The organism is Amycolatopsis echigonensis, from assembly GCF_002846615.1.
In the GTDB taxonomy this organism is placed as follows: domain Bacteria; phylum Actinomycetota; class Actinomycetes; order Mycobacteriales; family Pseudonocardiaceae; genus Amycolatopsis; species Amycolatopsis echigonensis.
Genome location: NZ_PJMY01000003.1, coordinates 4,664,474 through 4,682,044, shown reverse-complemented (window position 1 = coordinate 4,682,044; position 17,571 = coordinate 4,664,474). Strand labels below are relative to the sequence as shown.

General features: G+C 70.5%; 22 protein-coding genes. 15 read left to right on the top strand and 7 right to left on the bottom strand.

What is annotated here, in order from left to right:
- Window positions 1-8: 8 nt before the first annotated feature.
- The gene (locus ATK30_RS27335; RefSeq protein WP_037359803.1) at window positions 9-554 is read left to right on the top strand and encodes a VanZ family protein; all 546 of its coding nucleotides are present in this window, start codon (window positions 9-11) and stop codon (window positions 552-554) included.
- Here the strand turns inward: ATK30_RS27335 and ATK30_RS45685 are convergent.
- Window positions 514-831 (bottom strand): hypothetical protein, encoded by a 318-nt coding sequence (locus ATK30_RS45685; protein WP_200862801.1) that lies wholly within the window; start codon window positions 829-831, stop codon window positions 514-516. The two genes, ATK30_RS27335 and ATK30_RS45685, sit on opposite strands and share 41 nt — an antisense overlap.
- A 538-nt stretch (window positions 832-1,369) precedes the next feature.
- Between ATK30_RS45685 and ATK30_RS27325 the strand changes: the two genes are divergently transcribed.
- The gene (locus ATK30_RS27325; protein WP_037359801.1) at window positions 1,370-2,041 is read left to right on the top strand and encodes a hypothetical protein; all 672 of its coding nucleotides are present in this window, start codon (window positions 1,370-1,372) and stop codon (window positions 2,039-2,041) included.
- Window positions 2,035-2,448 carry a hypothetical protein gene (locus ATK30_RS27320; RefSeq protein WP_037359798.1) on the top strand — a complete coding sequence of 138 codons (414 nt, stop codon included), beginning with the start codon at window positions 2,035-2,037 and terminating at the stop codon, window positions 2,446-2,448. Before ATK30_RS27325 ends, ATK30_RS27320 begins: the two co-directional genes overlap by 7 nt.
- On the opposite strand, the gene ATK30_RS27315 is transcribed toward ATK30_RS27320, so the two are convergent.
- Both ATK30_RS27315 and ATK30_RS27310 read right to left on the bottom strand, forming a co-directional pair.
- The gene (locus tag ATK30_RS27315) at window positions 2,445-2,900 is read right to left on the bottom strand and encodes a hypothetical protein (protein ID WP_101437989.1); all 456 of its coding nucleotides are present in this window, start codon (window positions 2,898-2,900) and stop codon (window positions 2,445-2,447) included. The genes ATK30_RS27320 and ATK30_RS27315 overlap by 4 nt on opposite strands.
- Window positions 2,901-2,965: 65 nt before the next feature.
- Window positions 2,966-3,631 (bottom strand): hypothetical protein, encoded by a 666-nt coding sequence (locus tag ATK30_RS27310; protein WP_051165923.1) that lies wholly within the window; start codon window positions 3,629-3,631, stop codon window positions 2,966-2,968.
- Between the two features lie 330 nt (window positions 3,632-3,961).
- Here ATK30_RS27310 and ATK30_RS27305 point away from each other — a divergent pair, with 330 nt between their 5' ends.
- From ATK30_RS27305 to ATK30_RS27255, 11 genes are all read left to right on the top strand, one after another.
- Window positions 3,962-4,360 carry a hypothetical protein gene (locus ATK30_RS27305; RefSeq protein WP_037359793.1) on the top strand — a complete coding sequence of 133 codons (399 nt, stop codon included), beginning with the start codon at window positions 3,962-3,964 and terminating at the stop codon, window positions 4,358-4,360.
- Between the two features lie 68 nt (window positions 4,361-4,428).
- On the top strand, window positions 4,429-5,541 hold the full coding sequence (locus ATK30_RS27300; RefSeq protein ID WP_037359789.1) for a PLP-dependent cysteine synthase family protein: 1,113 nt from the start codon (window positions 4,429-4,431) through the stop codon (window positions 5,539-5,541).
- Entirely contained in the window at window positions 5,538-6,782 is a 1,245-nt protein-coding gene (locus ATK30_RS27295; protein WP_037359786.1) for an MFS transporter, read from the top strand. The genes ATK30_RS27300 and ATK30_RS27295 overlap by 4 nt, the downstream gene beginning before the upstream one ends.
- A gap of 96 nt (window positions 6,783-6,878) precedes the next feature.
- Complete coding sequence (locus ATK30_RS27290; RefSeq protein WP_037359783.1) at window positions 6,879-7,292, top strand: hypothetical protein; 414 nt, start codon at window positions 6,879-6,881, stop codon at window positions 7,290-7,292.
- Window positions 7,293-7,357: 65 nt separating this feature from the next.
- Entirely contained in the window at window positions 7,358-8,032 is a 675-nt protein-coding gene (locus ATK30_RS27285; protein ID WP_037359780.1) for a DUF305 domain-containing protein, read from the top strand.
- 244 nt (window positions 8,033-8,276) lie between these two features.
- Entirely contained in the window at window positions 8,277-9,335 is a 1,059-nt protein-coding gene (locus ATK30_RS27280; protein ID WP_037359777.1) for a C40 family peptidase, read from the top strand.
- A gap of 37 nt (window positions 9,336-9,372) precedes the next feature.
- Window positions 9,373-9,735 carry a BlaI/MecI/CopY family transcriptional regulator gene (locus ATK30_RS27275; protein WP_037359775.1) on the top strand — a complete coding sequence of 121 codons (363 nt, stop codon included), beginning with the start codon at window positions 9,373-9,375 and terminating at the stop codon, window positions 9,733-9,735.
- Window positions 9,732-10,676 carry a M56 family metallopeptidase gene (locus ATK30_RS27270; protein WP_037359772.1) on the top strand — a complete coding sequence of 315 codons (945 nt, stop codon included), beginning with the start codon at window positions 9,732-9,734 and terminating at the stop codon, window positions 10,674-10,676. Before ATK30_RS27275 ends, ATK30_RS27270 begins: the two co-directional genes overlap by 4 nt.
- Before the next feature lie 587 nt (window positions 10,677-11,263).
- Complete coding sequence (locus ATK30_RS27265; protein ID WP_037359769.1) at window positions 11,264-11,668, top strand: DUF302 domain-containing protein; 405 nt, start codon at window positions 11,264-11,266, stop codon at window positions 11,666-11,668.
- Entirely contained in the window at window positions 11,665-12,258 is a 594-nt protein-coding gene (locus ATK30_RS27260; protein ID WP_037359766.1) for a mycothiol-dependent nitroreductase Rv2466c family protein, read from the top strand. The genes ATK30_RS27265 and ATK30_RS27260 overlap by 4 nt, the downstream gene beginning before the upstream one ends.
- A 228-nt stretch (window positions 12,259-12,486) precedes the next feature.
- Complete coding sequence (locus tag ATK30_RS27255; RefSeq protein ID WP_037359763.1) at window positions 12,487-12,756, top strand: metal-sensitive transcriptional regulator; 270 nt, start codon at window positions 12,487-12,489, stop codon at window positions 12,754-12,756.
- Between the two features lie 116 nt (window positions 12,757-12,872).
- Here the strand turns inward: ATK30_RS27255 and ATK30_RS27250 are convergent, their stop codons facing one another.
- The 4 genes from ATK30_RS27250 to ATK30_RS27235 are packed head-to-tail and all read right to left on the bottom strand — an operon-like array spanning window position 12,873 to window position 16,622.
- Window positions 12,873-15,125 carry a heavy metal translocating P-type ATPase gene (locus ATK30_RS27250; protein ID WP_037359760.1) on the bottom strand — a complete coding sequence of 751 codons (2,253 nt, stop codon included), beginning with the start codon at window positions 15,123-15,125 and terminating at the stop codon, window positions 12,873-12,875.
- On the bottom strand, window positions 15,122-16,030 hold the full coding sequence (locus ATK30_RS27245) for a hypothetical protein (protein ID WP_037359758.1): 909 nt from the start codon (window positions 16,028-16,030) through the stop codon (window positions 15,122-15,124). The genes ATK30_RS27250 and ATK30_RS27245 overlap by 4 nt, the downstream gene beginning before the upstream one ends.
- A gap of 49 nt (window positions 16,031-16,079) precedes the next feature.
- Window positions 16,080-16,286: a heavy-metal-associated domain-containing protein gene (locus ATK30_RS27240; protein WP_037359755.1), complete on the bottom strand. Its 207-nt coding sequence runs from the start codon at window positions 16,284-16,286 to the stop codon at window positions 16,080-16,082.
- Between the two features lie 27 nt (window positions 16,287-16,313).
- Window positions 16,314-16,622, bottom strand: a complete 309-nt coding sequence (locus ATK30_RS27235) for a metal-sensitive transcriptional regulator (RefSeq protein WP_037359752.1) — start codon at window positions 16,620-16,622, stop codon at window positions 16,314-16,316.
- A gap of 58 nt (window positions 16,623-16,680) precedes the next feature.
- On the opposite strand from ATK30_RS27235, the gene ATK30_RS27230 reads away from it, so the two are divergent.
- Window positions 16,681-17,235, top strand: coding sequence for a carboxymuconolactone decarboxylase family protein (locus ATK30_RS27230; protein ID WP_037359749.1), 555 nt, complete (start codon window positions 16,681-16,683; stop codon window positions 17,233-17,235).
- Window positions 17,236-17,571 lie beyond the last annotated feature (336 nt).

The following is a 17,571-nucleotide window of genomic DNA, read 5'->3' as shown; positions in this document are numbered from 1 at the left end:
GAGCAGCCGTGCTGGTATTCGGCGCCGTCGTGCCCGTGTCCGCCTGGACCATTGCCGTACTGGCCCTCGGCGCACTCGTCGGCCTCTCCGCGGCCCGGCCGCTGGCCAAGCGGACCGAGTGGCCCGCGCGCGGCATCCTGATCACCGTCGTGCTGTTGTCCGCGGTTCTCGCGCTCACTCTGCCACCCGGCAGCGAGCGGCACACCAACGGCCTGCACGCCTGCCTGCCCGAGGACTTCCCCGACCTCGTGGGCACGGTGCTGAACTCTGGCGGCGGGATCGCCGGCAACGTGCTCAACCTGCTCCTTCTCCTGCCGCTGACCGCCTCGGCAGTGCTCACCGTCGGCCGCACCGTACCCGCAGTCGTGCTCGCCCTCACGCTGCCGCCCGCGATCGAACTGGCCCAATCGCAGATCCCCGGCCGGTGGTGCAGCCTCGCCGACGTGCTCGCCAATGTCGCGGGCGCGCTCGCCGGAGCCCTGCTCGGCGCGGTGCTCCTGCGGCGCAGGACGGTCAGGCGCGAAACCGCCGGCCCGCGAACACCCCGCCGATGAGGAACAGCACGCCCGCCATCGGCCAGCCGATCAGCAGGTCCTGCAAGCCCACCGTCGGCAGCAAGGAGAACTTCCCCAGGTGCGCTCCGATGTGGACGATCGCCATCACGACCCCGACCCCCATCAGCACGAAACCCGCGACCCGCACGACGAGCCATTTCCGGTACGCGCCGGTGTAGCCGGCCTTCTCGGGCTTGACCGCCGCGCGGCGGACCCCGGCCTCGAGCGCGCGCTGCCTCGCGCGGCGGTCGCGCCCTCTCGTCGACACCTTCGGCATGTCACAACTCCTCGCACCAGCCACCTCTACTAAGCGAGATCGTAGTACGCGAGGAGCCTTCCGGAATCCCGCCTTGCCATCAATTACTAAGTTTCCTAGTATGTCGGTTATGTCGCGAGCTTCCCGCATGCTGTCTCGCGGCCGCGCCGGACCCTCCCCCTCGGCCGGCGCGTAACGCGGACGCGGGCCTCGTTCCTCCGAGGCCCGCGTCCGTGCCCGCCTCGATCCCAGGACCGCCTGCCGCGACCGCACGAAAACGGGCGCGCCGCATGAAATCCTCGTGATCGCAGCCCAAAGCGCACTCGATCAGGTCCAGTGACGCCCGCGAACCGACCATCCGGCGCCGAATTTCCGCGCGCTGCCACAGCAGGCCGAGCCCAGCCTCTTTGGCACACAGGATGACCGCCACCCGGACAGATCGTCCGCGCCGTACCGATGTCCCCCGCTCGCCGCGGCAGCGCACCTCACGCTTGCCTAATACCCCCACGGGGTATATCTTCAGGTTATTCGATACCCCTGCCCGGTATAGGAGGACGTGATGGTCACGCATCGGGAAGCAGCAACGACCGCGAGCCGGTCCGGCCTCGCCCCTGCCGGTCGCGCGTTCAGCGCCCGCTGGGAGGACATCGGAGCCGCGCTGCTGGGCCTGTGGCTCGTCGTCGCGGTGTTCCTCGACGGGCGGGCGCACTGGCTGGGCCTGCCGGATTCGTTCTTCACGCCGTGGCACGGACTGCTCTACGGCGGCCTGCTCCTGCTCGGCCTCTGGTTGCTGGCGATGGGCTGGCGGCGGCGCGGAACGGCGCCGCCCTGGCGGGCGGTCCTCGCCCCTCCGGCGGGATACGGCTGGCCGCTCGTGGGCGCCGGGATCTTCGCCGCGGGAGGCGCGGCCGATCTCGCGTGGCACGAGGTGTTCGGCATCGAGGCCGGGATCGACGCGTTGCTGAGCCCGTCGCATCTGCTGTTGTTCGCCGGTGCCGGGTTCCTGTTGGCGGGGCCGGTCCTGTCGGCTCGGGTGAAAGGCGAACCGTCGCTGGCGGCGACAGTGCTGGCGCTGCTGGCATTGTCGGCGGTCGCGGCGTTCGCGTTGAGCTTCCTGTCCGGATTCTTCAGCGATGCCCCGGTCTACACGGTCGGGCACTTCCCCGAGGGCACCCGGCCCACATCGCGGCGGAGACCAGGGCAGAGGCCGGACTGGGCAGCTACGTGCTGACCTCCCTCGTAGTCGTCGCGCCGCTGGCCTACCTCGCCCGGACGTGGAAGCTGCCGTTCGGCGCCACCACGGTGTTCCTGACCGCGCACGCGGTTCTCGCGTCCACGCTCGTCGACTTCGGCTTCACCGGCGGGCGGGTCGTTCTCGCCGCCGCTGTCGCCGGGCTCGCAGCCGATGCCGCTCTCTACGGCGTACGACGAGCGGGAGCGTCGCGCCGCGCACAATCACTGGCGGCTGCGGGAATCGTCCCGGTCCTGTTGTGGTCCGGGGTGCTGGCGGCGGTGCAACTGTCCTACGGTATTCGCTGGTCGGCCGAACTGGTCGGCGGAGTCGTGGCCGTATCCGCGCTGGTTTCGGTGCTCGTGGTCCTGCTCGGCCAGTCCGGCCGCACACCCGCGACGCCCTAGCCTGTCCGCATCGAACAGTCCACACCGGACGGTGCACTGACGGAAACCCGTGTCACCGCTTCATTCGGGACGGTAATACGGGTTCCGCAAATGCCGGCTGCCCGGCCGAGGTTCGCGTCCACGGCATCCCGGCAGGCGCCGGTGCAGTCCCTGGTCCAAGTGACCACCCGGTAGCGGCCGACCGCCAACGGCGCGGACAACTCCGCCGGAGCGGTCCGGAATTCACGCTCCAGCACCGCTTTTCCCTGGCCGTCTTCAAGCCGGAAATAGCGGACGGCGCGGCCCGCACGGCTGGCCGGCTCCGCCACGACGATGTCGACCGTCCCGGACGGGACCTTGACCGCGGACGGCTGATGCGAAGGAATGGAGTCGCCCCGGGGAGCCGCCGAGCTGCAGCCGCCCGCCACGACCGCGAGCATTCCCAGAAAAGCTGTCGGCACCGCTGGTTTCATGGAATCTCCTCGCACAAGGGGACACCGGCCGCCCCGGAGGTGCCGGGCCGGCCGGTGCGCGACGGTCAGTCCTTCCAGAAGATCGAGGTCACGACGCCCCCGGCGACGATCTTCGACTGCGAGCCGTTCGAGGCCGCGGCCGAACCGTCTCCGTGGTTGTAAATCGAGAGCAGTTCGCTGTAGTCGTGCGAATTGGGGGAAACGTAGGCCGGGTCGCTCTGCCCGGCGTAGTCCATGCACGAACCCGCGTTGGTGAACTGGTGGTCCAGGCCGAAGTCGTGGCCCACCTCCTGGCAAATCACGTGCTGTTTGGCGTAAGTCCCCATCGAATAGGAATCGTTGACCTTCGTGGTTCCCCACGCGATGTGGGTGCCGCTCGACAAATCGATTTCGGCGACGCCGAGCCAGCCGGTGCTGCCGTAGGTGTAGTTGCACACCCGGACTTTCCCGGCCGCCGCGGGGCAGCTGCGCCGGGTCGTCGCGCTGCTGTCGCTCGTGGAAAGGGTGTTCTCGAACACCGGTGACCGGTTCCAGTCGGCATTGGCCTTGCTGAGGTTGGCGTCCCAGCTCGACGTGACGCTGTCGAGCACGGTCAGGCGCACCGTGCTGGAGGTGGACGAGCGAGCCCAGTGGTATCCGTTCCAGCTGTTGCTTGCCGACGCCTCCGCCGTAGTGGCCGCGAGAGCCGCGACCGCGAACGACGTGAGGAAAAGCAGCCGCCATTTGCGCATGGCAAACTCCTTGCGATTTCCGTGGGGACCCGTCCGGGAGTGCGGACAGTGCGCATGAAAGTAGCCCGGCGTGATCCGGTGGCACAGCTACGAAAGTCGCAAGGGGGCCGATTTCTACTTCTCTACTTAGTAGAGTAGTAGCCGCGTGCGCCGGTCGGCGGACAGCCGCTGACCCGACCGGCTCCGGCCGTTCGTCGGATTCCCGTCACGCGGATTTCAACTACCGTACGTAGTAGTCATATCAAACGAGTGAATCCGCAGTCATGGCAAGGTGATCGCAGCCGCAGAACGTGGCGAGCACAAGATCATCGCTGATACGGTCCGCTGACTGTGAGGTGTCATTCCGCCACGAAGCGTCGCGCCGGCTGGCGCGCCCTGGCCGTCTTCGCTGTGCTGTTCGGTTTCCTGGTCCTGCACGCGCAACCCTGCTGCGAGACCGGCCACGCCGGGTCCGCCGTCGTGCACGCCGCGGCCGCGAACGACACCGCGGCGGTGCCGAGCGACCCGGGATGCGGATCAGGGCACCACGGCCACGACGGCAGCGACACGCTCTGCCGATTCCTTCGCAGCGCCAACGACTTCCTGTGGCTGGCCGTGCTCACCACGGCAGCCGCGGCCTGCCTGGTGCCCGGGGCGCGCCCGCTGTCGCGCCCATGGGCCGCACGGCCGCCGCCCCGGGGATCCCCCGGCTCGGCACTTCTGATCGAGCTCTGCGTCTCGCGGATCTGACGGGCGCCGGAACCCCTGCCGTCACCCCGTTCCGCCGCGCCCGCGGCACTCACGCGAAAAGAGACTCGATGGAAACCGTCTTGCCCCCTGCCGCAACGAATTCTCCCCCTCAACTGCTCACCGCCGCCGCGCGGTGCCACAGCCCGGCCCGCGCGGTCGGCAACACCCCGGTGCTCTGGGTCGATCAGCCCTTCGCCTCCGCGGGACGCGGCTTCTGGGCCAAGCTCGAAGGATTCAACCCCGGCGGCATGAAAGACCGGCCCGCACTGCACATGGTCGAGCAGGCCCGTGCCCGCGGCGAACTGGCCCCCGGAGCCCCGATCGTCGAATCGACGAGCGGCACGCTGGGCCTCGGGCTCGCACTGGCAGGCATCGTGCACGGCCACCCTGTGACGGTGGTGACCGATCCAGGCCTGGAGCCGATCGTGCACCGGATGCTGTCCGCCTACGGCGCCCGGGTCGAGCTCGTGACCGAACCGCACCCGACCGGCGGCTGGCAGGAAGCCCGCCGCGAACGGGTGCGCCGGCTGCTCGCCGAGCGGCCGGGAGCCTACTGCCCGGACCAGTACCACAACCCGGACAACGTCGCGGCCTACGCGCCGCTCGCCCTGGAACTGGTCGCCCAGCTCGGCCGGGTCGACGTGCTCGTCTGCTCGGTCGGCACCGGCGGCCACTCCGCCGGGGTCTCGCGGGTGCTGCGGGAATACTTCCCGCACCTGAAGGTCGTCGGCGTGGACACGGTGGGCTCGACCATCTTCGGCCAGCCCGCGGCACCCCGGCTCATGCGCGGGCTCGGCTCCAGCATCTACCCGCGCAACGTCGACTACGCGGGGTTCGACGAGGTCCACTGGGTCTCCCCCGCGGAAGCGGCCTGGACCTGCCGCCGGCTCGCCGCGTCCCACCACGCCACCGGCGGCTGGAGCGTAGGCGCGGTCGCGCACGTCGCCGGATGGCTGGCCCGCACCGAACCCGCCGACGCCCGGATCGCCGCCGTCTTCCCGGACGGACCGAACCGGTACTTCGACACCGTCTACAACGACGACTACTGCCGGCAGCACGGTCTCCTCGACGCGCCGCCCGCCGCGGAACCCGACCGCATCGGCGCTCCCGCCGACCGGGTCGTGCAGCGCTGGACCCGGTGCACGCACGTCGTCGACCCGACCCTGGCGGTGGTCCGGTGACCTCGCTCATCACCCGGTACCGGTCCTTCGACCGGCCTTCCCGGCTGCTCATGCTCAACCAGCTCACCATCAACCTCGGCTTCTACATGCTGATGCCGTATCTGGCCTCGCACCTGTCGGCGGACCTCGCGCTGGCCGGCTGGGTCGTCGGGCTGGTGATGGGCGTGCGCAACTTCTCCCAGCAGGGCATGTTCCTGATCGGCGGCACGCTGGCCGACCGGCTGGGCTACAAGCCGCTCATCATCGCCGGCTGCGCGCTGCGCACCGGCGGGTTCGCCCTGCTGGGCCTGGTCGATTCGGTCCCGGCGCTGATCATCGCCTCGGCCGCCACCGGGTTCGCCGGTGCGCTGTTCAACCCGGCCGTGCGCGCCTACCTGGCGGCGGACGCGGGCGAGCGGCGGGTCGAGGCGTTCGCGCTGTTCAACGTCTTCTACCAGACCGGCATCCTGCTGGGCCCGGTCGTCGGGCTCGTCTTGACCAGCGTGGCGTTCAAGGTGACCTGCCTGACCGCGGCCGCGGTGTTCGCGGTGCTCACGGTCCTGCAGATCCGCGCGCTGCCGGCGCACTCGGCCGAGCGTCCCGCGCAGCCGCGCTCGATCCGGCAAGACTGGGCCGGGGTGTTCCGGAACCGCTCGTTCGTGCTGTTCTCGCTCGCCATGATCGGCTCGTACGTGCTGTCGTTCCAGGTGTACCTCGCGCTGCCGCTCGAGGCGCGCCGGATCGCCGGCCCCGGTTTCTCCGGCACCGCCTTGGTCGCGATCCTTTTCGGACTGTCCGGCGCCCTCGCGATCGCCGGGCAGCTCCGGATCACCGCCTGGTGCCGCGAACGGTGGAGCCCGGGCCGCTGCCTCGCCACCGGCCTGCTGCTGATGGCCGCGGCGTTCCTGCCGCCCGCGCTGACCGCCGGTGCCGCCGGCGGCCCCGCAGTCCTGACCTGGGTCCCGCTGATCCTCTCCGCGGCGCTGCTGGCTTTGGGCACGCTGGTGGTGTTCCCGTTCGAAATGGACACCATCGTCGCGCTGTCGGGCAATCGGCTCGTCGCCACCCACTACGGGCTGTACAACACGGTGGTGGGAGTCGGGATCCTGCTCGGCAACCTCTTCACCGGGACCGTGCTGGACCTGGCCCGGGACGCCGGGGTGCCCGCCGCGCCGTGGTTGATCCTGGCCCTGCTCGGGGCAGCCTGCGCGTGGGCGATCCGGAGCCTCGGCGCGGCGAACCGGCTCGCCCCGGCGGCCTGAACACGGGCCGCCGACTACCCCCGCTCGTACTGGGTGACATAGCACTCGGACGGGCTCGGCAGCGTCGGCGGCCCGGTGCCTGAGTACGGTGGGGGCATGGCGGCGAACCGGCTCGGCGGCATCCGGCAGATCCTTCTGCTGGGTGCGCTGGCGCTGTGCATCGCCGCCATGCACCACATCAGCCTCCCCGGCGGTTCCGCGCACGCGATGGCCCCGGCCGCCGTGCCCGCCGCGATGGCGGACGCGCCCATCGCGATGGCAGACGCGGCCCCCACCGGCTCGGGCGAGGAACACCCCGGCACGCCGGGCGGCGCGCACACGATGCTGCACCTCTGTCTCGCCGTGCTGTACGCGGTCGGCGCACTGGTGCTCGCGCTGCTGGCTTTCCGCAGGCATTCCGCCGCGAAGCTCCCGGTCCCCGCCGGTCCGCGCGGCTCGCCCGTCCCCGGGCGGCCGCCGGACAGACGCGGCCGCCTGGTCCTTGCTTCTCTCTGCGTGCTGCGGACCTGACCGGCCGGGCCTGCCTGGTCCCCACCGGTCATTTCAGCAATCACTTTTCGAGAGAAGGATTTGTCGTGCGCAAAACTCTGGTGATCAGCGGCATCGCGGTGGCGTCGGCCCTCGCGCTCAGCGCCTGCAACAGCGGCGATCAGCCGTCCGGCATGCAGATGGGCTCGTCGTCCGCCCCCGCGCCCGCGTCGAACCAGCAGGCCGCGGGCCACAACAACGACGACGTCGCTTTCGCCCAGCAGATGATCCCGCACCACAAGCAGGCACTGGACATGGCGAAGATGGTGTCCTCGCGCAGCACCAACCCGAAGGTCGTCGACCTCGCCGGCCGGATCGACAAAGCTCAGGACCCGGAGATCCAGCAGATGCAAGGCTGGCTCACCGCGTGGGGCGCCGCTTCTTCCTCCGCTTCGGCCATGCCGGGCATGAGCGACCACAACATGCCGGGGATGTCGTCGATGCCGGGGATGGGCTCGTCGTCCTCGATGCCGATGCCGGGCGGGTCGATGCCGGGCATGATGTCCGACGCGGACATGGCCAAGCTCGACACGATGAAGGGCGCCGAGTTCGACAAGATGTGGCTCGGCATGATGATCAAGCACCACCAGGGCGCGGTCGACATGGCCAAGACGGAACTGGCCAAGGGCGGCAACGCCGACGCCAAGGCGCTCGCGCAGAAGATCATCGACGGCCAGCAGGCCGAGATCACCGAAATGCAGGGGCTGCTCTCGCAGGGCTGACCCGGGCCGCCGGGGCCACGGCCGCCGTGGCCCCGGCGCACCGCTTTGCCGTTCTCCGGGTCTACTCCCGGGTTCGTGCGTTCCCGCACGAACGTTTTCCTTCCTGTTCACCGGATTCCGACAACTGCTTCGCTAGTACTAGATGCGATAGTGGACAAGATCCGCGCGTTACCTTAATGTGACCGCGGGCCGGCGGGGCGGTCCACCCCGAACGCAGGTCCCCACGACAGGAGATTCAGCACCCGTGACACCGCAACGGCGTCGTGCCTTCCGACATCCGATAGCCGCCACCGCCGCACTCGTCGTCCTGGGATTGGCCACCCTGCCCGCGGCGGCGCAGGCCGCGCCGCCCCCGGGCGGCAGCCAGGATCCGATGCAGCGCTACCAGGAACTCGGCGCACAAGCGGCCAAGGCCGACGAGGACCTCCTGGGCGCACAGGAGTCGCTCACCGCCCGGCAGAACGACCGTGCCGCGGCCGACGCGGCCGTGGCCAAGGCCAACGGCGAGGTCGTCGGCGCGCAGGCGGCGATCGACCGGCTCCGTCCGCAAGCGAACCAGGTCGCGAACGCCGCGCTCGAAGGCGGCCAATTGAGCAACACAGCCCTGCTTCTCGACAGCAGCAACCGGCAGGAGTTCCTCGATCGCGCCTCCATCCTCTCCCTGCTCGCGGAGCGGAAGAACGAAACACTGACCGGCCTGCAGCGCGCGGTCGCCTCCGCGAACAACGCGAAGGCCGCCGCGGAGAAGGCGCAGAAATCGGCGCAGCTGGCCGCGAACGACGCCGCCACCGCGCTGGAAGAAGTCCAGGGACGCAAGACGGATCTCGACAAGCAGATCGGCGAGGTGCGCAAGGCGCTGGCGCAGCTGCCCTCGGCCGCCCGCACGAAGCTGGGACAGGTGCAGGACAGCGGTTCCTATCTCGGTCCTCCAGGCGCGGCGAACGACGCGCTGCAGGCGGCGCTGTCCAAACGCGGTTCCGAATACCAGTGGGGCGCCACCGGCCCGAGCCAGTTCGACTGCTCCGGGCTGACCTCGTGGGCGTACAAACAAGCCGGGATCACCTTGCCCCGGACGAGCCGGCAGCAGTTCACCTCAGGCAAAGCCGTGCCGCTGGACCAGCTCGTCGCGGGCGATCTGCTGTTCTACGACGACGGTTCCGGCAGCGCCGGCGCGATCCATCACGTGGGCATGTACGTCGGCAACGGCAAGATGGTCGACGCGCCCACCGAGGGCCAGCTGGTCGACGTGCGGCCGATCCGCGGGGACGGGCACCTGATGGGAGCACGGCGCATCGTCGGGTGATCCCGGCGGAGCAAGTATCCTGATCCCCGGAGGTGCCATGCTGAAACTGGGCGAGCTCGAGGCGTCGGTGATGGACGTGCTCTGGAACGCGGCGGAACCCATGCGGGTCCGGGAAGTGCTCGACGAGCTCAACCAGCACCGCGATCTCGCGTACACCACGGTGATGACGGTGCTGGACAACCTGCACCGCAAGGGCTGGGTCGAGCGCGAGATGCGGAACCGCGCGTACCACTACCAGGCGACCGCCTCCCGCGAGGAGGCGACCGCGCAGACGGTGCGCGATCTGCTGGACTCCACCGAGGACCGGGAATCGGTCCTGCTGCACTTCGTCCAGACGGCGTCCGAGGAGGAGTCGGACATCCTCCGCCGGGCGCTGCGCCGGAAGTCGCGGAAGCGGTGATCGTCGCGGCGGCGCTCCTGCTCGGGGCCGTGTTCGTGGGCTGGTGGTCGCCACGCCCGCTGAGCAGGCTGGCCGCAGGCCGGATCTCTCCCGGCACCGCGATCGCCTGGTGGCTGCTGAGCGCCGCCGGGGTCCTGGCGGGCGCTGTCGCGGGAGTGCTGCTGCTCGTGCTGCCCGGGCACGGCCCGGCCGACGCGGTGCTGCGGGCGCTGCACGACTGCTGGGCCGCGCTCAGCCACGGCGAAGTGCCGCTGCTGGACCCGGTCGTCGGCGCGAGCGCGGGAGCCTTCGCCCTCGCCGGAGCCGTCCGGCTGGCGGTGGCCTCGGCCGGGCGGCGCCGGAGCCGCAATCGCCAGTACCGCCGCCACCTGGCCGCCCTGCGGTTGTGCGGCTCGGCCGGCTCCCGGTCCGTGCCGACGCTGTGGCTGCCGCACGACGAGCCGGTCGCCTACAGCCTCGGCGGGCGGCGCGCGATGATCGTCGCCAGCGAAGGGCTCGCCGCCCGGCTTTCGGTACCGGAACTCGACGCCGTCCTGGCCCACGAGCGGGCCCATGTCCGCGGCCATCATCACCTGCTTACCGCGTGCGCGGACATTCTCGGCCGCACTGTGCGGTTCGTCCCGCTGATGCGGGAACTGCCCGCCGCCGTGCGGCTGCTCGTCGAACTGTCGGCCGACCACGCCGCGGCTGCCCAGTGCGGCACCGGGCCGTTGTGCTCCGCGCTGCTTTCGATCCGCGCCGGCGGCGGGCCATGGCGAGCGCTCGCCATGGCCGGCGGCGACACCGCCATCCGGCTCGACCGGCTCCGGGAACGACCGGCCCGCACCAACCGGGCGGCCGCCCGCCTCGCCGCCGTGACCGGCGGGCTCACCGCGTTGCTGGCCCCGGCACTGGTCGCGGGCGCACTGGTGGTGCTCACCGGCCTGGTGTCCTGCTCGTGACCAAGGCTGCTGCCGCGTCCCGGGGACGATCCGCTTCGCCGCTCCGCTCCTGATCGCCCATGCCAGGAACTTAAGGCTCCGAGATCTCGGCCTACTGACAGTCCACAAAGGACGCCAACAGTGCCGGAATGCCCGCTTTGCCACCATGAGGCCAGGTTGTGGTCCCGGGTCCGGGGCCCACAGCGACGTGCGCTCGACCGGATCGAGCCAGCTGAGCCTGGGAACACGCCGGAAGCGCGTCCGCAGCACAGCCTTACTGTGCCGATCATTACTAATCCGACCACAGCCACGGCCGAATGGCTTTCGTAGCAACGGTTACGTGCCGCGGTCGGGGTCGGCCTACTTTTGGCCGGATTAGTAAGTTCCTGGCATTGCTCCTGATCGCCCGAACGTCTCCCGCGCGACAGCGGCAGTCCTTCCCCTGCTTGGCCTCTGCCCACGTCGGTTCCTGCCGTCCCAGCGTGCCGCGATCGCCGAGCCTGAACACAGCTCACCGTGCTCGCGCTCGGCGCCACACCGGGTCGACTGATACCCTAGGGGGCATGCCCAATACCCCACCGGGTATCTGCCGAACGGAAGGAGCAATCGTGAAACTGGGTTTGTCCCGCACCTACCGAGGCGCGGGCTTCGACGAAGTGATGGCGCGGACGCGGGCCGCGCTGGCCGCAGCGGGGTTCGGGGTGCTGACCGAGATCGACGTGCAAGCGACCCTGCGCGAGAAGCTGGATGAGCGGATGGAGCGCTACACCATCCTCGGCGCCTGCAATCCCGCGCTCGCCCACCGGGCGCTGGAGGCGACCCGGGAGATCGGATTGCTGCTGCCCTGCAACGTGGTCGTCCGCGAGAACGGCGCCGGCGAGACGGTCGTCGAGGCGATCAATCCCGCGGTCATGGCCGAAGTCGCGCCGGCGGCCGGAGTCTCCGAAGTCGCCGGGGAGGCCGCCGAACTGCTGGAATCCGCGTTGAACGCCGTGGACCGGGAGCTGGCATGAACGACGTGGTGCTCTACGGGGATCCGGTCTGCCCGTTCGCCTGGCTGGCGTACCGCTGGCTCGACGGCACGCGGACGGAGTTCCCGATGCGGCCGATGAGTCTCGCGGTGCTCAACGAAGGAACCGAGGTGGCCGAGGCGCATCGCCGGCGGATCGAGGATTCGCTGCGCGCCGGCCGCGTCCTCGCGGCGATCGAGGACCGGTCCGCCGCCGCCCGGTTCCACGTCGCGCTCGGCCGCCGGATCCACGAGCAGCGGCTGCCGGTGGACAACGCGCTGCTCCGCACCGCGCTGACCGCTGTCGGCTTGCCGGAAGACCTTGCGGCCAAAGCGGATTGCGCCGATCTGGACCCGGCGGTGCGAGCCGCGCACCAGGCGAGCCAAGACGCCCTCGGCGACACCGCGGGCAGCCCGATCACCGCGATCGGCGGCCGGGCTTTCTTCGGCCCGGTGCTGACCGAACTGCCCGCCCCGGCAGAAGGGCAGGCCCTGCTCGACGCCCTGCGCACTGCCTCGGCTGTCCCCGGATTCGCCGAACTCCGCCGTCCGCGGCGCGGCGCCCCGGCCATGCCGGCGGGACAACCGGTCTGATGTGCCGTCCCGTCTCGTGCCGCACCTGCGGCAAAACCACCTGGGCCGGCTGCGGCCGGCACGTCGGCCAGGTCAAAGCCGCCGTGCCGGCCGCGCAGTGGTGTCCCGGCCACCCTTCGCCACCGCGCCCGCCGCGTTCGTGGCCGTGGCGCAAGCGCGGCTCCTGACCAGGAATATACCCGCCGGGGTATTGTGAGCCTTCGTGAAACCAGCCAGGGAGGGGACCCCATGATCGGCGACCAGGACACCGTCACCCAAGTGCGCAACCGGCTCCGCCGCGCGCAGGGCCAGCTCGCCGGCGTCATCGCGATGATCGACGACGGCCGCGACTGCAAGGACGTCGTCACCCAGCTCGCCGCCGTCTCCCGTGCCCTCGACCGGGCCGGCTTCAAAATCATCGCCAGCGGCCTGCGCCACTGCGTCACCGCCGACGGCAACGGCGACGAGGCCGAGATGACCGCGGAACAGCTCGAGAAACTGTTCCTCACCCTCGCCTGACGCCGTCCGCTGCGGCCCCCGTCGCGAAAAGTCCGTGAAGGACTCCTTGAGGGAATCTGATTCCCTCAAGGAGTCCTTCACGGACAACTACGGGAGCGAGTCCCGGGGCGCTGCGCTCAGCCGACCGCCCGGAATCCGCGCAGGCGGAGGCTGTTGCTCACCACGAACACCGAGCTGAACGCCATCGCCGCGCCCGCGATCATCGGGTTCAGCAGTCCCGCCGCGGCCAGCGGCAGCGCCGCCACGTTGTAGGCGAAGGCCCAGAACAGGTTGCCCTTGATCGTCTGCAACGTGCGCCGCGACAACCGGATCGCGTCGACCGCAGCCCGCAGGTCGCCGCGGACCAGCGTGAGGTCGGCCGCCTCGATCGCGGCGTCGGTGCCGGTGCCCATGGCCAGGCCCAGGTCGGCCTGAGCCAGTGCCGCGGCGTCGTTCACGCCGTCTCCGACCATCGCCACGACCTTGCCCTCGCCCTGCAGCCGCCGGACGACGTCGACCTTGTCCTTCGGCAGAACCTCGGCGATGACCTCCTCGATGTCGACCTCCGCGGCCACCGAGCGGGCGACCGCCTCGTTGTCGCCGGTGAGCAGCACCGGGGTCAGGCCGAGCTCCCGCAAGCGGGCGATCGCCTCGGCCGAGGTGGGCTTGACCGTGTCCGCGACGACCAGCACCGCCCTGGCCTTCCCGTCCCATCCGACCGCGACCGCGGTCCGGCCGTGCCGCTCGGCCTCGGCCTTGGCCGAAACCAGGTCGGCGGGCAGGTGCTGGCTCCACTCCGCCAGCAGCGCCGTGCGGCCGACGAGCACCGCCGCCCCGGCCACGACGCCTTGCACGCCAAGGCCTTCCACGTTGGCGAAGTCCTCGACCGCGGGCAGCTCGCCGACCTTCTCCCGGGCGCCCCGGGCGATCGCCTTCGCGATCGGATGCTCGGAAGCGTCCTCCAGGGCGCCGGCCAGCCGCAGCACGTCGTCAGGTTCGACGCCGTCCGCGGTGTGCACCTCGACCAGCGCCATCTGCCCGCTGGTGACCGTGCCGGTCTTGTCCAGCACCACGGTGTCCACCCGCCGCGTCGACTCCAGCACCTCCGGGCCCTTGATCAGGATCCCGAGCTGCGCGCCGCGGCCGGTGCCGACCAGCAGCGCGGTCGGCGTCGCCAGGCCCAGCGCGCACGGGCAGGCGATGATCAGCACCGCCACCGCCGCGGTGAACGCCGCCGAAGCGGTGTCCCCGGCGCCGAGCCAGAAGGCCAAGGTCCCGGCGGCGAGCGCGATCACGATCGGCACGAACACCGCCGAGACCCGGTCCGCCAGCCGCTGCACCTGCGCCTTGCCGGTTTGCGCGTCCTCGACCAGCTTCGCCATCTGGGCGAGCTGGGTGTCCGAGCCGATCCGGGTGGCCCGCACGACCAGCCGTCCCCCGGCGTTCACCGTGGCCCCGACCACCGGGTCGCCAGGACCCACCTCGACCGGGACGCTCTCGCCGGTCAGCATGCTCGCGTCGACCGCCGAGCTGCCGTCCTCGATCACGCCGTCGGTGGCGACCTTCTCCCCCGGCCGCACGACGAACAAGTCGCCGACTCGCAGCTGCTCGACCGGGATCCGCTGCTCCCGGCCGTCCCTCAGCACCGCGACGTCCTTCGCGCCGAGTTCCAGCAGCGCCCGCAGCGCGGCACCGGCGCGCCGCTTCGACTTCGCCTCGAAATAGCGGCCGGCGAGAATGAACGTCGTCACCCCGGCCGCGACCTCGAGGTAGATGTTGCCGTCGCCGGACATCCGCTGGACCGTCAGCTCGAACGCGTGCGTCATGCCCGGCACCCCGGCGGTGCCGAACAACAGCGCGTAGAGCGACCACAGGAACGCCGCGATGGTCCCCATCGAGATCAGCGTGTCCATGGTGGCCGCGCCGTGGCGCAGATTCGCCCACGCGGCACGGTGGAACGGCAACGCGCCCCACACGATCACCGGCGCGGCCAGCACCAGCGAGATCCACTGCCAATAGGTGAACTGCAACGCCGGCACCATCGCGAGCAGGATCACCGGCACCGACAGCACCGTCGAAACGATCAGCCGCTGCCGCAACGGGCGGGTGGCGTCCTCTTCCTCGGCGCCTTCTTCGCTCGCAGCCTTCTCCGCATTGGGCACGGTCGCGCCGTAACCGGCCGCCTCGACCTGCTCGACCAGCCGCTCCGGCGCCACGTCGCCGGAGTAGACGACCTTCGCCTTCTCCGTCGCGTAATTGACGGTCGCGGTGACCCCGTCGAGTTTGTTCAGTTTCCGCTCGATCCGCATCGCGCACGACGCGCACGTCATCCCGGTGATGGCCAGCTCGACCTCGCCGGTCGCGGGCTGGTTCTCCACTTCGGCGGTCATGACCCGTTCCCTCCCTGTGCCGTGGTGCTGACGGTGAACTCCGCGGTGTGCACGGCGCCGCCGTGCCGGAAGTCCAGGAACAACCGGTAGCCGCCTGCCGACGGGACTTCGGCGAAGAAGGTCACCGCCGGCCCGGCCGCGGTCTTCCCGTCGCCGGGGGCGCCGTCCGGGTGGACGTGCAGATACGCGAGATCGCCCTGCCGCAACGCCACCAGATGGCCGTACGCGCCCAGATAGGGCTGCAGGTCGACGACCTCCGCGCCGTTGCGCGTGACCGTCGCGGTCACCTTCGACGCGCGGCCGGGAACCAGGTCTCCGGTCAGCCGGACCTGGTAGCCGTCCACAGTGGCCAGTCTCGATTCGGGATGCGCCACCGGCCGGAAGTCGCCGGGAGCGACCAGATCCACGCCGAGCGTCGTCCCGGTCCCGCCGGCCGGGGTGAAGTCGGCGAATGCCCGATAGCTGCCCGCCTCCTTGACCGACAGCGGCACCGTCCAGGCGCCGTCCGCGCCGAGCTGCGGGTGGAGGTGCTGGTATCCGGTGGTATCGCGGCGCACCACGATGAAGTGCATGCGTTTTTCGTGCTCGACGTCGAACGCGGTCACCGCCGCGCCGCCGGGCCCGGTGATCCGGAACGCGAAGGGGCTGGTCGTGCCGGGGGTGAGCGTCGTGCTGGTGGGCGTGAGGGTGTAACCGCCCCTGGACGACGCCAGCCCGCCGGGCTGGTCGGTGTTCGCGGCCTCCGCGACGGTGCCGCTGTGAGCGTCCCCGTGCCCGGCGTCCTCGCCGCCGTGCACCCCGGCCGCGCCGGAGAAGGGACCGACAGCGGTGCCGATGCCCCAGCCGCCGCCGGCGACCAGAGCAAGCGCCACACCGTAGGCGGAGAGCTTCGCTGCTGTGTTCATGTCCTCAGTCCTCACCGCGGGCTTGGCCCGCAGTCGCGAGAGCCGCCGCTCAGGCGGTCAGCTGGTAACCGGCTTCTTCGACCGCGCCGCGGACGTCCGCGACGTCGATGTCCTTGACTGCGCGCACAGTCACCTTGCCGGTCGGCAGGTCGACAGCGACATCGGTGACGCCCTCGATCTCGCTGACCTCCTCGGTGACCGAACGCACGCAGTGCTCGCAGGTCATGCCGGTCACGGTGTAGGTCTGCTCGCTCACGGTATTCTCCTTCTGGGACAACGGTTTTCAGGAACGGACGAGACGGGCGATGGCGTCGCTCGCCTCGCGGATCTTGTCATCGGCAGCCGCGCCGCCCTCGGCGATCGCCTCGGCGACACAGTGGTGCAGATGCTCGTCCATCAGCCCGAGCGACACCGCCTGCAACGCCTTCGTGGCCGCCGACACCTGAGTCAGGATGTCGATGCAGTACTTGTCGTCCTCGACCATCCGCTGCAGCCCCCGGATCTGGCCCTCGATCCGGCGCAGCCGCTTGAGATAGTCCTCTTTGTCTTCGCTGTAGCCGTGGGGCCCGGCGGCCGCGGGTGACTCGCTCATGGCACATTTATACCCTAGGGGGGTACCGTAGTCAACGCACCCGACGACAGGAGCCCGCATGACCCGCCTCACGCCGCCCGACAGGTCCGCCGCACCGGAGAAATCCCGGCAACTGCTCGACGAGATCACCGCGCGCACCGGCGAGCCCGGGGCGATGGTCGCGACGATGGCGCACTCGCCCGCGCTGCTGCAGGGTTACCTCGAACTCTCCCGGGCGATCAAACGGGTCAAACTCCCCCGGGCGCTCAGCGAAAAGATCTCCCTCGCCGTCCAGGAATGGCTCGGCTGCGCACTGTGCCTCGCCGCGCACACCGAGGCGGCGCGCGCCGCCGGAGTGTCCGAAGCGGACATCGCCCTCGCCCGGCAAGCCACCTCGCCCGACGCCCGCGAGGCGGCGCTGCTCACCTACGCGGTGCGCGTGCTCGCCGAACCAGCCTCGATCTCGGACGAGGACGTCGCCGATCTGCGCGCGCACGGCTGGACCGACCGCACGCTCGCCGACGTGGTCGGACTGGTGTCGCTCAACCACCTCACGGGCGCCTTCAACCTCGTCGCCGGACTCGAACCGGCTGCGGCCGAAGAGCCGCAGGAGCACATCTACTACCCACAGTAAGACTAAACCGCATCGGTGCCGAAGACGAGCAGGCCCGGCCACAGACCGCGGGGAGGCGCGGAAAAGAGAGCCTGGACCGCTCCCGTCGCGGCCGGATTCGCGGACGGGCCCGGTGCGCGATGCGGACGTCCGTGAAGGACTCCTTGAGGGAATCTGGTTCCCTCAAGGAGTCCTTCACGGACTTCTCCCGTCTTTTGACTCGGGCGGGCGCGTGACCAATGCTGGGGACTTAAGGCGGCGCTGCGGGTGCGGTTTGCCCAGGTCGGAGGATCTGGGCGGGGCCAGGCGTCCGTGAGGGCCACCCTGAGGGAATCTGATTCCCTCAGGGTTCCCCTC

What these genes read in the sequence shown, in the direction of transcription:
- ATK30_RS45685 (WP_200862801.1), bottom strand. Translation starts at nt 831, where the DNA reads ATGCCGAAGGTGTCGACGAGAGGGCGCGACCGCCGCGCGAGGCAGCGC.
- ATK30_RS27325 (WP_037359801.1), top strand. Translation starts at nt 1,370, where the DNA reads ATGGTCACGCATCGGGAAGCAGCAACGACCGCGAGCCGGTCCGGCCTC.
- ATK30_RS27315 (WP_101437989.1), bottom strand. Translation starts at nt 2,900, where the DNA reads ATGAAACCAGCGGTGCCGACAGCTTTTCTGGGAATGCTCGCGGTCGTG.
- ATK30_RS27310 (WP_051165923.1), bottom strand. Translation starts at nt 3,631, where the DNA reads ATGCGCAAATGGCGGCTGCTTTTCCTCACGTCGTTCGCGGTCGCGGCT.
- ATK30_RS27300 (WP_037359789.1), top strand. Translation starts at nt 4,429, where the DNA reads ATGGAAACCGTCTTGCCCCCTGCCGCAACGAATTCTCCCCCTCAACTG.
- ATK30_RS27290 (WP_037359783.1), top strand. Translation starts at nt 6,879, where the DNA reads ATGGCGGCGAACCGGCTCGGCGGCATCCGGCAGATCCTTCTGCTGGGT.
- ATK30_RS27275 (WP_037359775.1), top strand. Translation starts at nt 9,373, where the DNA reads ATGCTGAAACTGGGCGAGCTCGAGGCGTCGGTGATGGACGTGCTCTGG.
- ATK30_RS27260 (WP_037359766.1), top strand. Translation starts at nt 11,665, where the DNA reads ATGAACGACGTGGTGCTCTACGGGGATCCGGTCTGCCCGTTCGCCTGG.
- ATK30_RS27255 (WP_037359763.1), top strand. Translation starts at nt 12,487, where the DNA reads ATGATCGGCGACCAGGACACCGTCACCCAAGTGCGCAACCGGCTCCGC.
- ATK30_RS27250 (WP_037359760.1), bottom strand. Translation starts at nt 15,125, where the DNA reads ATGACCGCCGAAGTGGAGAACCAGCCCGCGACCGGCGAGGTCGAGCTG.
- ATK30_RS27245 (WP_037359758.1), bottom strand. Translation starts at nt 16,030, where the DNA reads ATGAACACAGCAGCGAAGCTCTCCGCCTACGGTGTGGCGCTTGCTCTG.
- ATK30_RS27235 (WP_037359752.1), bottom strand. Translation starts at nt 16,622, where the DNA reads ATGAGCGAGTCACCCGCGGCCGCCGGGCCCCACGGCTACAGCGAAGAC.
- ATK30_RS27230 (WP_037359749.1), top strand. Translation starts at nt 16,681, where the DNA reads ATGACCCGCCTCACGCCGCCCGACAGGTCCGCCGCACCGGAGAAATCC.